The organism is Tamlana sp. 2_MG-2023, from assembly GCF_030548465.1.
Lineage (GTDB): Bacteria > Bacteroidota > Bacteroidia > Flavobacteriales > Flavobacteriaceae > Pseudotamlana.
Window position 1 is genome coordinate 213,950 of record NZ_JAUOSF010000008.1, and the last position, 14,535, is coordinate 228,484.

General features: G+C 33.6%; 10 protein-coding genes. 3 read left to right on the forward strand and 7 right to left on the reverse strand.

Annotated elements, in window-relative coordinates; genetic code table 11:
• Positions 1-3: 3 nt before the first annotated feature.
• The 5 genes from aldA to Q4566_RS14060 are packed head-to-tail and all read right to left on the reverse strand — an operon-like array spanning position 4 to position 7,262.
• On the reverse strand, positions 4-1,458 hold the full coding sequence (gene aldA, locus Q4566_RS14040; protein ID WP_303422408.1) for an aldehyde dehydrogenase: 1,455 nt from the start codon (positions 1,456-1,458) through the stop codon (positions 4-6).
• Positions 1,459-1,469: 11 nt separating this feature from the next.
• Positions 1,470-2,870, reverse strand: coding sequence for a sulfatase (locus tag Q4566_RS14045; protein ID WP_303422411.1), 1,401 nt, complete (start codon positions 2,868-2,870; stop codon positions 1,470-1,472).
• A 33-nt stretch (positions 2,871-2,903) separates the two neighbouring features.
• Positions 2,904-3,668: an SDR family NAD(P)-dependent oxidoreductase gene (locus Q4566_RS14050; RefSeq protein WP_303422433.1), complete on the reverse strand. Its 765-nt coding sequence runs from the start codon at positions 3,666-3,668 to the stop codon at positions 2,904-2,906.
• Between the two features lie 26 nt (positions 3,669-3,694).
• On the reverse strand, positions 3,695-4,711 hold the full coding sequence (locus Q4566_RS14055) for a zinc-binding dehydrogenase (protein ID WP_303422414.1): 1,017 nt from the start codon (positions 4,709-4,711) through the stop codon (positions 3,695-3,697).
• A 13-nt stretch (positions 4,712-4,724) separates the two neighbouring features.
• Positions 4,725-7,262: a glycoside hydrolase family 2 TIM barrel-domain containing protein gene (locus tag Q4566_RS14060; RefSeq protein ID WP_303422417.1), complete on the reverse strand. Its 2,538-nt coding sequence runs from the start codon at positions 7,260-7,262 to the stop codon at positions 4,725-4,727.
• Positions 7,263-8,247: 985 nt separating this feature from the next.
• On the opposite strand from Q4566_RS14060, the gene Q4566_RS14065 reads away from it, so the two are divergent.
• Complete coding sequence (locus Q4566_RS14065) at positions 8,248-9,858, forward strand: tetratricopeptide repeat protein (protein ID WP_303422419.1); 1,611 nt, start codon at positions 8,248-8,250, stop codon at positions 9,856-9,858.
• A gap of 125 nt (positions 9,859-9,983) precedes the next feature.
• Here Q4566_RS14065 and Q4566_RS14070 read toward each other — a convergent pair whose 3' ends face one another.
• Positions 9,984-11,270: an Ig-like domain-containing protein gene (locus tag Q4566_RS14070; protein WP_303422422.1), complete on the reverse strand. Its 1,287-nt coding sequence runs from the start codon at positions 11,268-11,270 to the stop codon at positions 9,984-9,986.
• A gap of 325 nt (positions 11,271-11,595) precedes the next feature.
• Here Q4566_RS14070 and Q4566_RS14075 point away from each other — a divergent pair, with 325 nt between their 5' ends.
• Together Q4566_RS14075 and Q4566_RS14080 are read left to right on the forward strand one after the other, a co-directional pair.
• Entirely contained in the window at positions 11,596-12,120 is a 525-nt protein-coding gene (locus Q4566_RS14075; RefSeq protein ID WP_303422425.1) for a YceI family protein, read from the forward strand.
• Between the two features lie 246 nt (positions 12,121-12,366).
• Positions 12,367-13,173 (forward strand): SHOCT domain-containing protein, encoded by an 807-nt coding sequence (locus Q4566_RS14080; RefSeq protein ID WP_303422428.1) that lies wholly within the window; start codon positions 12,367-12,369, stop codon positions 13,171-13,173.
• Positions 13,174-13,253: 80 nt separating this feature from the next.
• On the opposite strand, the gene Q4566_RS14085 is transcribed toward Q4566_RS14080, so the two are convergent.
• Positions 13,254-13,874, reverse strand: coding sequence for a porin family protein (locus tag Q4566_RS14085; protein WP_303422430.1), 621 nt, complete (start codon positions 13,872-13,874; stop codon positions 13,254-13,256).
• Positions 13,875-14,535 lie beyond the last annotated feature (661 nt).

Genomic DNA, 14,535 nt, shown 5'->3' on the forward strand with positions numbered 1-14,535 from the left:
TAATTAAGCTTTATGTTTAATATAGAAAGTTTTCTTTTCTAAGTATTGCTCAAATCCATACTTTCCATCTTCACCTCCAGAACCAGATAGTTTGTAACCATTATGGAAACCTTGGTGTTGCTCTCCATGACCTCTATTCACATAAATTTCTCCGTATTCCAGTTCATCATTACATTTCATAATGGTATTCATATCATTGGTAAAAACCATAGCAGCTAAACCATACTCACAGTCGTTTGCAAAACCAATAACTTCTTCGAAAGACGTAAATTTCAATACAGGTAAAATTGGCCCGAAAGATTCTTCATGAACAATGGTCATATCTTGCGTTACGTTAGTTAAAACTGTTGGCTCAAACCAGAACCCTTTTTCAAATTGAGCACCTTCAGGACGTTTCCCTCCAGTGGCTACTGTAGCTCCTTCCTTAATAGAAACCGCAACTAAATGCTCCATATGTTTTAACTCTGAACCGTTTACTTTCGGTCCCATATCTGTCTCATCAAGCATAGGATCTCCTACTTTTAAGGCTTTAACTTTAGCTATGAATTTATCCATAAACACATCGTAAATTCCTTCATGCACATACATACGCTCGTTGCACGTACATACTTGTCCGCAATTATCAAAACGTGAGTTTAACGCAGCATCAACAGCGGCATCAATATCAGCGTCTTCAAAAACAATAAATGGTGCTTTTCCTCCTAATTCTAATTGTACATGCGTTAAGTTATTTGCTGCTAATCGTGCTATTTGCTGACCAACAGGTGTAGAACCTGTCATGGTAACCATCTTTGTAATTGGGTTTTCAACAAGAGCATTCCCCATTACACGACCAGGCCCTGTTAGGATATTAATAACACCTGCAGGAATCCCTACTTTATTAGCCATGTTTCCTAACTCTAAAGTAGCCAATGGTGTTTCAGAAGTTGGTTTAATTACAATCGTATTTCCTGCAATTAAAGCTGGGCCTAATTTACGACCTGCTAAAGCAAACGGGAAATTCCAAGCGGTAATTGCCACAACAACACCTCTAGGTACTTTTTGAATCCAAATCTGTTCATTAGCATTATCAGAAGGAATGATATCTCCTTCAATTCTACGAGCACCTTCACAAGCATATTCTATAAAAGAAGCTGTAACAGCTACTTCCATTTTTGCTACTTTTAATAACTTCCCTTGTTCTTTAACTAATAATTGAGCTAAATAATCTGAATTTGCTTTGATCTCAGCTGCCAATTTATATAATAACTCAGCACGTTGACGCGCTGGTAATTTCTTCCATTCTTTTTGAGCTTTATCGGCAGCTTCTAAAGCTTCGTTAGCTTCTTCAGCTGTTCCGTTTTGTACACGTGCTACAACTTCTTCTGTAGACGGACTTACGATATCAATGGTTTCTCCCGAAGTTGATGTTCTCCATTCACCATTTATAAATAACTGATAATCTTTTATTTCTGCCATAATAATTAATTTTAATTCGTTGTATTTCTATATCTATCTAATCGCTCTATAGCTTTTCCTTCATAAAGGTGTTTAAGCATCCAGCGTGGGCGTTCTAAAGAGACTTCCCATTCAAAAAAGCGTTTGTATAATTCGTTTACTAATGTAGGATTGGCACTTGCTATGTTGTTCACTTCAGCTTCATCTTCAGCTAAATTGTATAACTCTGCCGGTCTATCAGGATACCGAATTAATTTCCAATCTTTATAACGTATTGCACCACGTACTTCTTTTTTCCAAAACAAAGTTTCGTGTGGTCTTGCTTTATTTTCTCCGCTAATAAATGGCAGCAAGTTTACTCCATCTAAATCGGTCATATTTTTTTCGTCACCACCAGCTATTTGGTAGAACGTTGGTAATAAATCTAATGTACTAATTGGATTAGTATACAGCGTGTTTTTCTTTACTTGTTCCGGTAAGGACATTAAAAATGGAACACGAATACCGCCTTCAAGATGATTTGCTTTTGTGCCTCCTAAAGGTTTATTTGACGATGCATTGGTGTCCGTTGGACCGCCATTATCGTTGGTAAAAACAATAAGCGTGTTTTCTCTTAAACCCAGTTCATCCAATTTATCTAAGACTTTTCCACAGGCACGGTCTAGACCTAGCGCCATAGCCGCCAAGGTTTTTCTTTTCCCTTCTAGATTTGGAAATTGTTTTAAATCGTCTCGACGTGCCTCCATAGGCGTATGTACTGCGTTAAAGGATAGGTACACAAAAAAGGGTTGACTTTTATTTTCTTCAATAAAATCGATAGTGGCATCTGCCAAAGCATCTGTTAAATATAATTTTGATTCTACGTATTTGCCAAAACCGTGCTCCATGCGATCTTCTTTTCGGTTATTGGTGTTATTTTCATCAAATTCATAATAACTTCTAGCACCACCTCTAAAACCATAAAAAGTATCAAAACCACGTTTGGTTGGGTGAAATTTATCTGCATTTCCCATGTGCCATTTCCCGAATACAGCAGTTTTATAACCTTGTTCTTTTAAATATTCGGACATTAGTTTCTGATCAAGAGGTAGCCCCATATCGTCTCCAGTGGTACCAGAAGCACTCATATAACCAGGGACATTATTTTCCTCATAACCAAAACGTTGTTGATATTTTCCTGTTAAAATACCTGCACGAGAAGGCCCGCATACTGCTGCCGACACATATGCTTGAGTAAAGCGAATACTCTGTGAAGCTAATTTATCTAATTGCGGAGTTTTAAACGCTTTACTGCCTTGAAACCCAAAATCGGCATAACCAGCATCATCAGCCAAAATAAATACAATATTAGGTTGCTTTTGAGCATAAACCTTATGGTATACACTCAAAAGCATAAAACACATTACAAGTATCGATACTTTTATGTTATTCATTTTTTAACCTAAATTATAATTATTGATTCTGAATTATCTTCCCATCCAGCCACCGTCTACTAAAACGATAGAACCGTGCATATAAGCAGCCGCTTCTGAAGCAAGGAATACTGTTGGTCCAGCAAAATCTTTTGCCTCACCCCAACGTCCTGCTGGAATACGTGATAAAATAGACTCTGATCTTACTGCATCATTTCTTAATGCTTCTGTATTATCTGTTGCAATATACCCTGGAGCAATAGCATTTACATTAACACCTTTACCAGCCCATTCGTTAGCAAAAGCCATTGTTAATTGACCTATAGCTCCTTTACTTGCTGCATATCCTGGTACAGTTATACCTCCTTGAAAAGTTAATAATGAGGCCGTGAAAATCACTTTTCCAGATCCCCTTGCCACCATATCTCTTCCAAACTCACGCGTTAAGATAAACTGTGCATTTTGATTGACTTCAATCACCTTATCCCACATTTCATCTGGGTGTTCAGCTGCAGGAGTTCTTAAAATTGTTCCTGCATTGTTTACTAAAATATCAATTTGTGGATGATCATTCTTAACAGCTTCAATAAAAGCGTATAATGATTTTCTATCTGAAAAATCACATTGGTATGCACTAAAGTTTTTACCTACAGCCTGCACCTCTTTTTCAACTTGGCTTCCGCTCAATTCTAAAGAAGCCGAAACACCAATAATGTTCGCTCCTGCTTCAGCCAGACCAATAGCCATAGCTTTACCAATTCCTCTTTTACAACCTGTTACTAAAGCTGTTTTTCCTTCTAAACTGAATGTATTTAAAATACTCATAATAATTTATTTTTAGAATTTTATAATTGACAATCCATTAATACTTTTAATCCGTCAGGGTTGTTATCGATATTTTCAAAAACTTGCTGAATATTACTTAATGGCTGTACATCTGTAATCATATCTTCAAAAGGCAATTCGTTTGCAGTAATCAATTCAATCGACTTTTCGTAATCTTCTTTTTCGTAAACTCGGGCTCCTATTAACGATAATTCTTTCCAGAAAAATTTAAATAAATCAACCTCTTTTTTAACACCATGAATAGCCACCATAACAATGCGCCCTCTAATTCCAGCAACCTCACACATAATATCTAAAGCTGGCTGTACTCCTGCAACCTCAAACACTACATCGGCTCTACGATTGTCCGTTTTACCTTTTACATACTCGACTAAATCTACATCAATTGGGCTAACAGCGTCAAAGCCTAAGGCTTTTGCCTTCTCAATACGTTTAGGGTTAACTTCAGAAATAATAACCTGAGCTCCAACTTCTTTGGCAACCATTGCTACTAATAAGCCAATTGGTCCTCCTCCCAATACGACAGCGGTTTCACCTTTTTTCAATTCACTTCTACGCACATCATGAGTTGCAACTGATAGCGGCTCAATTAATGCAGCCAACTTTAAGTCGGTTGTTTCTTTTAATTTATGAAGAGTAAATGTTGGTACATTCCAATATTGTTGCATCGCACCTTCACTATCAATACCAATAAATTTTAATTCTTCACAAATATGATTAAATCCTTTATCTGAAGCTTTTACTTTTCTATCATCCAATGGACGCACGACTACTTTATCACCTACAGCATAATCCGTTACATCTGCTCCAACAGCATCAATAACACCAGACATTTCGTGTCCGATTGTTACAGGAATGTTTACTCTTTTATCCATCATTCCATGATATATATGAACATCTGTACCACAAACACCTACATAAGCCACTTTAATTCTCACTTCGCCAGCAGCTGGCTCTACAATTTGTTTTTCAATTACAGTGAAGGTTTTATTCCCTTCATAATGTGTTGCTTTCATACCTTTTATTTTTTTAATTGCTTTTTATTGAAATCAATTCCGTTTTCAAGCCTTTTCCTTTTGCTTTAAGTTTTATCGTTCCACGATCTCCTGTTGCTTGAAGAATCACTAATGTTTTACCGTTATGTGTGGTATTTACATTGGACTGAAAAGGTTGAACACTTTTTTTCCATCCATTATCCACACCTAATAATTTTGCTGGACCAGTTACTTCAAACGTAATCTCACGGTCATCAGTTACCACCGGATTTCCTTTTTTGTCTTTTAATTGCACAACAATGTTTGAAACGTCGTAATGATCTGCATCAAGAGTAAGGTTATCAGCTATTAATTGAATTTCAGAAGATTGTGTAGCTGTGATAAGTTTAGATTCTGTTTGAACTCCTCCCTTTACCCCCTTCGCCACTAAGGTTCCAGAAGCAAAAGGCACACCCCATTTATATATATGATCTTGAAAATCTTTTATGTATTTTTTTCCTAAAGGTTTATTATTTAAAAACAATTCAATCTCATCACAATTGGAATAAATTTCAACAGCAATCATTTCATTTTCTTTATAATTCCAATGCTCATTAACATCCTGCCATTCCCAAAGAGCTTGTTCCCACTTTTTAGGATTTTTGGCTACAATTTCACCATTATCATTAATTTTATTAAGTGATTTCTCAATGTTTTGAGTAGCAATATGAAGCATTGGTTTTTCAGTCCAAAGAGACTGCATCATATAATATGATCCTTTTTTAAAGCCTGCAGTGGTTAACAAACCAGAAGGTTGTACACGCATAGGCCAAGGCGCTCTAATTTCACCCATATAATCAACACCGGTCCAAAGGAAAGTTCCTGAAATGAATGGACGCTCCATAATAGATTTCCACTCATGATATTGAGCTAGGTTTTCAGTTCCCATAATTGGTTTATCAGGATAATTTTCATGGCCGTAATCATATAGTACACGACGATAACTATAGCCTACAACATCTAAAGCATCTGCATAACCAGATAAATGACTTACAGAAGGTAAAATCATGTTTGCCGTCACCGGACGTGTCGTATCTAAAGCTTTAGTCCATTTTGATAATTTTGCTGCAGTTTCGCCTATATCATACTTGCCCTTTGGTAGTGTTTTTAATTGTTCCTTAATTTTGTCAATTGAATATGGTGGTGCTGACCAAAAGTAATTTCCATCCCAATTCATGTTTCCAAAAAAACCAGTCGCATCGGCATTTCTTGGATATGTCCACTCAATTTCATTACCAATACTCCATTGAAAAATTGAAGCATGGTTACGATGACTTAACATCACATTTGTTAAATCTTTTTGAGCCCATTCCTGGAAGTGTTCTTGATAGCCTCTTGTAACGTAATCAACACTCTTTTCATTTGTATTTAAACGCTTATCCTTTGGGTTATCCCATTCATCAAAAAACTCATCTTGAACAAGGAATCCCATTTCATCACATAAGTCCAGGAATTCCACAGAGCCAGGGTTGTGAGAAATTCTAACAGCATTCACCCCTCCCTCTTTTAAGATTTTAAGTCGTCTTTCCCAAACGCCTTTAGGTACAGCCGATCCGACTAAGCCACCATCATGATGCAAACAAACCCCTTTTATTTTCATGTTTTTACCATTTAAATAAAAACCTGTTTTCGCATCGAATTTGAAAGATCTAATTCCAAGTTTACTACTGGTCTGATCTATAATTTTATTTTCCTGAATAACTGAATGGACAACGGTATATAAATAAGGCGTATCAACGCTCCATAGTTTCGGGTTGCTAACTTTTAAGTTTTCTGAAATTTCTTTAGATAATCCTCCATTCACTTTCAAACTAGATAAACTTTCAGCTACCAACTTTCCAGATTCATTGAATATTTGTGTCTTTAAATCAGCAGTTTTGACATCTACAAAATCATTTTCAATTTTAACAACACAATTAACAGTTGCCTGAGCATCTGTAATCTCTGGTGTTGTCACAAAAGTTCCCCATATAGGTATGTGTAGTTTATTTGTGGTAATTAAAGAAACATTTCTATAAATCCCCGCACCAGTATACCAACGACTATCTGCAAACCTACTGTGATCAACCTTAACGAAAATCTCATTCGTACCACTTTCTGTATTTAAATATGGTGTGATATCATAATAAAACGGAGAATACCCATAAGGATGAAACCCTAATTTATGACCATTTATATAAGTTTCAGAATTATTATAAACTCCATCAAAAAGAATATAAGTTTTGTTGCTTGTAAGAGGAATAAGTTCAAACGTTTTCTTATAATAGCCGTAACCTGCACTTGGTAAAAAACCAGTTGCTTTAGCATCGTCTCCTAAAGACTCATCAAAACCATGTTCAACAACCCAGTCGTGCGGCAGATTAACTTTTTTATAACTTGATGTCTTTATATCTTTTTCATCTACATCTTTATCACTTAAATAAAAATTCCAATCCAAATTAAAATCTAATTCTCTTTCTATTTTCTCAATGTTTTGAGAATAACATAAAATTTGAGCAGATAAAATAAAAACAACACAGAATATATTCTTCATTTTTAATAATTTATTAGATTACAAATTTGAATGATTATAGTTTAAAATCAACCAAAAAACACTAGACTATAACTGTACAAATCAAATTTCAACTCAATTTTACCTGCAAAAACACTCAACATACCAAAACTTCAGATGTTTTGTTTCCTAATTTAAGATTAGTTAAAAACTTTTAATTAGTCCTTTCTCCTACCTGGAGAAAATTCTTAGATCGTATTTTGAAACAAAAAAACAGAGAGGTTATCTTAGACTAATTCACCCAATTTTTATATCGTAGAAAACAAACTAAAGCGTGTAGACAAAGATCACAGAAGGTTTGGCAACAAAACAATTTCCATTACTAATACATTTTCGTAGCCGAACACGCTTTATGCAATCACGTTAAATCTAAGATAATACAGTATCAATTAAATAATGATGATGTAAAAGAAGGAGCTACATTCACATAGATTAGAAACTAACTACAAAAAGAAAACAATATGTCAAGTCTAACAACCTCTAGACAATAGAACTCCAGGCATTATAAAAACTACAACAAATTCGAAACTAATAGAACAAACTGTTAGAATTTTAAATTCACAAAAAGCACCAAGAATTTCAGTAGAGCTGAAATCAATTATATAATTAATAATTTTTACTGAAAAAAAATAAGAATAACGCTTTAAAAATTATTGAATTATAAGAATTACCTATCTGAAAACCAAAAAATAAACCCTAATACACTAGACAATAACTGAACATTATAAAAAAATAACTCACTCAACAACACAACATCATCAAGCAATAAACAAAACATAAAACACTTTCAATCAGTACTTTATGTAATATTTACAAACCAAATAGGCAGAAATAAAATAGATTTAAATAGACAACACAACAAGACAACCTAGATAAACTCACAGATTATAGCAGTTTTTTTATTTAAATTTGAAAAATTAGTCCCCACCACAAATTTACGAGACAAATTAACTAACAACTAAACCTTATGAAATTATTAAACCTTTTCCTGTGTATTGCGTTATCATATTTTCAAGTTCAGCAAATATTTAGTCAAACGCAAGTTCCTAAAGACTCCTTTTATCAAAAAGCTGAAATATTAAAATATGAAAAACCTGATATGGCAGCGACCTACTTTGAAAAAAGCGTAAATTTTCAACTCAAAAAAAAAGACACTTTATCAGCCATTAATAGCCTTACGGAGTTATCATTTTTATACGCACATAATGTCAATTATGGCAAGTCGTATGATGGTTATTGGAACGCTCTTCTATTAGCGGACAAATCTAAGGATTCGGTATCTATAGCTAGTATATATAATCAATTAGGATGGCTATATAGTTATTATAAAAGAGAAAATGAAGCTTTAAAATACTTCAATAAATCGATTGCTATTGATAAAAAATTAAAAATAGACCCTGTTGATTATAACACAAATTTAAGGAGTGATTACTTTTCTATCGCCGTTTTCTATCGTAATAAAGAAAACTTCAAATTAGCACGTAAATATCTTGACAGCAGTAATTTATATCATGAAAAATTAACTGACAAACATCCTTATTTTGCACACTCTGAACTTGGCTATATCGAAAGTAAAGAAGGTAACCCCATTGAAGGAATTAAAAAATTAAAACAAGCTGAAACCTATTTTGAAGATACAGACCCTTCATATCTTACAATTATTTATTATTTGTTAGGTGAAGTGTATAGTGACACGAACAACTTTGAACTAAGTGAAACATATTTAAAAAAATCCTTAAGCTATGGAGACAAATATCATACACACAGTAACTATGCCCCTAGAAACTACCAAGCTTTATCAGAACTATATCAATCTAACCATAAGTACGAAGAAGCCTATGTAGCACTTTTAAAAGCTAACGAATTAAACAACAATATTTTTGGAGGCCGCAGTGAAAACAATCAACATTTGTTAGAAATTAAAGATGATTTTAGAGTTGAAAAGCAAAAACAAGATGCGCTTCTAAAAGAAAAGCGTTTGGCTGAATTAGAACATGAAGATAATATTTGGTTACTTAAAACCATACTCTTAATTGTTGTGCTACTGTTTATATCGCTTTTTGCTATACTTTTCATTAGAAACTTAAGGATAAAACATAAATCTGAAAAACTCAATCTAAGGAATCAGCAAGAAATAGAGCGTAAAACGCAAAGTGACATTATAGAATTAAAAAACAAACAACTTGCATCTTCTGCTTTACAGCTTATTGAAAAGGACGAATTTTTAGAAGCTATAAACTCAAAATTATCAAAACAAAATAATCAAATCGACACTAATGTTATCAAACGTATGGTTAAGAGCATACAAGGAAACACAAGTAGCAACTGGAAAGAGTTTGAAGCGCGATTTACAAATATAAATCAAAGCTTCTATGCCAATATCACTGAAAAATACCCAAAACTTAGCCAAACTGATCAAAAATTATGCGCTTTAATCAAGCTTAATTTTTCAAGCAAGGAAATGGCTTCTATCTTAGGGATCAGTGTAGAAAGTGTTCATACTTCGCGTTATCGCTTGCGTAAAAAACTAGGCTTAGAGCGTAATGATAATTTAACTGATTTTATAAATGAATTTTAAGCCAAACCATTTAAACTAAATAATAAAAAAAGCGCCTAACTTAACAGTTAAGGCGCTTTTTATTTTATTACTATTGAATTATTGAATTAAAACTTGGATCACAGTAATTTATTCATAATACAACACTACTCTTTCACTAATTTCCATGTTCTAACCCAATCAATCTTCATTGTATTTATTGAATCATCCTCCAAGTCTGTTTTAGGAGGAAGACCACCTAGCCAATCGGCATCAGATGTCCATAGGTCGAATATAATTTCCAAGTCTCTTGTAAATTCGCGATCTGGATACTCACTACCAGAGCGATCTTCTCCAACTACAACCTGCCCTGCTGGCTCACCATCTAGATAAAACTGAATGTGTTTAGAATCTATCCACCACACCCCAAAAGTATGATAATCTTCATTCCACTTTACCTCTTTACTTGGGTTAACATCCAACAAGTTGCTTTGATTATAATTATCTTCATCTCTAATCACCACCGGATTCAAGTTTGAATCGGCATGGAAGTATTGCGAATTCATTCGGGTAGGAAAATCTGGTTGACAACCGCAAGACGGCTTAGCATTATTTTCTATAATATCAATTTCGTCTCTATCATCACTATCTCCATTATTTAACCAAAAGGTGTTATAAGCTGATATAAATGACGCCTTTATTCTTGCTTCTGTGTACATCGGGTAGCTCGTTTCTGCTTTAGAATGAATTCTAGCTGTTTGAAACCATCTTCCATCTGAATTCCCTTCGTTTAAGGTTGCTTTTATCCACAAATTACCGTCGGCAACACCTGAATTTGCACTAGAGGTAGACATGAATACTGGCACTCCATAATTCCAAGTTGATTTAAACCATTTATTAGAATCCCAAGCATCGAATTCATCCGACATAGACTCAAGTTTTTCCCAAGTTTGACCATCAGGAGTCGTATCTTCAATAGAAACGAACGAAGGGTAATTAGGGTCTATATTCTCAAAATCTTCTGCTGTTGGACCTTCAGCTTCAGTTTCTACAACTGTAATTGTTACCAAGGCATCATCCGAATCACCATCTGCATCTATAAGCCTATAAGTGAATTTATCTGAACCAAAAAAACCAGGGTTTGGGATATATTCAAAAACGCCATCTTTAACTTCGGTAACAGAACCATTTGTAACCTTTTCAATTAAGCTATAATTATCCTCATCTCCACCATCGGCCCCTATATTATCATTTTCTGATACAACCACTTGGTTTTCAACTCCAGCCTTACTTTCTTGCATTACCTCCAAAACATTATCTGAAGCTAAAGGGGTACTATTCTTTGAATCTGTTTCTGATTCAGAATCTGAATCACTACAACTATATACAGTAAAACAAAAAATGATTAATAAACTTAAACGTGCAAATTCGCGTAATTTGTGTATGTCTCGCATTTTTTAAATAAAATTTTAAAATTGAATTAACATCAAAATTAACAATACCTTTTTTAAACTAACGGTATTGAAACTAGACAATAACTAAACATCCGTATATAATTTTAAAATAATCTATAATCTATAAAAAGACTTGTCTTTAACTGTTTTAGAAACTAGACTAGAAAGTATATTTATCCTCATACCTTCAACTTATAACGGCAATATTCATAATCCAAATTCAACTAAAACATACATGTATATTATAAATAAATTTACTTATCTTCATACGGAGTACCTAAAAAAAGTAAGGTTACTACGAAACTAAATTTATAAACATACTATTATGACGAAGTTAATAACATTGCTGTTTTTTATTGTTTTCACAACAATTTCAAGTGCACAAGAGGCCATAAAACAGGTGATGGTAGATTTTGAAATAAGAAACCTTGGTTTTACCGTTGATGGAAGTTTTGATAATACAGCCATTAAAATTGTAAAAAGTAGCGATGCATCCCATATTTCATTATCTGGTAAGGCCTATGTTAAAAGCATAAATACGGGAAACAAACAAAGGGACACAGATTTACTAGAAGACAAATATTTTAACGAAACTAAATTTCCTCAAATAACTGTTGAAACAAGCGAATTCGAATTAAATGGAAACTACAAAGAAGATATTTCATTACATGTAACCATAAAAGGTGTTCAAAAAGATATTACTGGAATAATTCAAATAAAATCGATAGCTTCCTCAAAAAAAGTACAGATTGATTTTGACTTAAACCGACAGGATTATAATGTTGGAGGCAGCAGTTTTCTTATGTCAAAAGATGTTAAAGTAAAGGTGTCTATAACATTTCAGGAATAAACGAGTAACTATCAAGGCTATTACCTCTTATATAACAACTTCAAAATACACTTATCAATCCACAAAAACATAATATACAACGACTTTTCATAGCATAAAACCATTTATCAATCAACATGTTAGGTAATTGTTAATAATCAAGTATTTATAAAACTTCTCACTTAAATTTATTTTTATGAATAGAGTTAATCCTACCTTTGTTGGTATAGAGATGCAATAAACACTCTATTATAAAAGAAAGATAATATGAGCCAAATATTCACAGAAATTAGTTTTCAAAACATATCGAATGTAGCAAATCGTTACCATGTAAGTGTTGAAACAACTACAGAGTTGACGCACACCCTTATGGCTACAAATGGCACGATGGCCCAATTTTACCTTCCGGAACTTGGCGGCGGCGGCCAATGGATGCAAGGAGGTATGACAATGGTTGGTGACATGTTTAACAACCAACTAAGATCACTTGTAGACGGGCTTTGTAACGACTTGTCTAATTTAATAGGGCAAGGAGCCATACAATATAAGCCTTTACCTAAAATAAAGAACGCCGACGGGTCTCAGTCTTCCGGAACAAATTGGTGGGGCGATTTAGGTTTTCCAAACTCAACAGGGAGTCAAAACGGTACAAGTTATGCGATATTTAACGGTATTAATCGTTTGGCCATCCAAGAAAATGGCAAAGTGACCGTTTTTGATACTTTAGATCACCAAATTGGTGGTGTAGGCCAACAACAAGGAGGCAATTACTCGGTAAGCTTTAGCAGCCAATATGGTAACGTTAATTTAAGTACGCTTCCAATAGTTTCTGGCAACCCGAATAATCAAAATAATTTAAATAATCAGGTTGAAACTATTCAATCTATCCAGGAACCTAATATAGAAGATCCTACTAATAACGAGATAAAACGAGAAATACAAAATACTACTCAAACTGATTTTGAGGAGGATATTTTTGCTAAAATTGAGAAATTAGCGAGCTTAAAAGATAAAGGTATTCTTTCTGAAGATGAATTTACAAGTAAAAAAACAGAGCTTCTAAGCCGACTATAGAGCGGTTTTAAAAATATAAAACAAAAAAAACGTCTAAGTAAAACCAACTTAGACGTTTTTAATTTAATATATCTAATCAATTAGAATTTGTATAACAAACCAAGCTGTGGTTCTGTAAAGATATTATTAAACAAATTGATGTTCATTTCAAAACTATCTGTGGTAGCCCCATCTTCAATACTTGAATTATTATAAGATAAGATATCAGCTAAAACAAATGATACGGCAAAATTCTTAGTTAAAAAGTAGTTAAGTCCAATAGTAACATTAGCCTTAATTCCATTCGTAGTTTCATCTCCATAAGTAGGCCCCTTTTCTCTCGTATGATTATATCCTAAGCCTGCTTCACCATAGGCTTTAAAACGTTTCTTATCCAATTCTAAGAAATAATATCTACCAAATCCACCGAAACCGAAACTATTTACTTTATCATCACCTGCTTTACTTCCCCCAAAATCAAGGTCAGCACCTACTGCAAATTTATTTGATAAAAAATAACCAACCTTCGGTGTAATGGAATAAATATTATTATCAGACCCTGTCGTTCCAAATTTAATATAACCTTCAACAAAAATATCTCCCTCACTGAAAGTAATACCTTTTGCTGAGTTAATTTCCGATTTAGCCATGTCTTCTTGTTGTGCCTGTCCGAATGTAAAGGCTAATAATGCTACTGCTGTTGCAATAATTCTTGTTTTCATAATTAAGTTGTTTTTAAGTTTAAATTAAAATCAACAAGTAAAAAAGCATCATTTTGTTTAGGTTTTAAAATGCTTTTTATTGTTGAGGGATTAAAATCTAAACAAAAATAGATAGAAAAAAACTTACGTGCAACTTGTATGATTTAAATTTTATTAGTTCAATTCATGGCTTAAAACATCTTATTTATTAAGGTTTTTAGCAACATTTAATAAGAAGATCCTTCAAAAACGACTTAACTCTATAACTTTCAACTTTGTAGTATAATTGTATGAAGTAAATACAAAATTGCGTTACTAGAAGATAAGGCAGAGTTCGGATGAGAAAAAATAAGTACAAAAATTAAGAAGGTTCCAATAACCAAAAACTACCAACAAACAACTAAATTAAGACACAGATTAACACAGATTTTTTAATGAAAACGTTATTACACAGAGTTCCACCGAGAACTTCGCGGAGATACACAGGGAAAAAAAATAAGCGCAAAAATTAAGAAGACTCCAATAATCAAAAACTACCAACGAACAACTAAATTAAGACACAGATTTTCTTAAAACTATATATGTTATTCCAAATTGATTCCAAAAAAAAAGCCTGCAACTTGTGTTACAGGCTTTTTAGTATAATGTGACCGGGCTGGGGCTCGAACCCAGGACCCTCTCC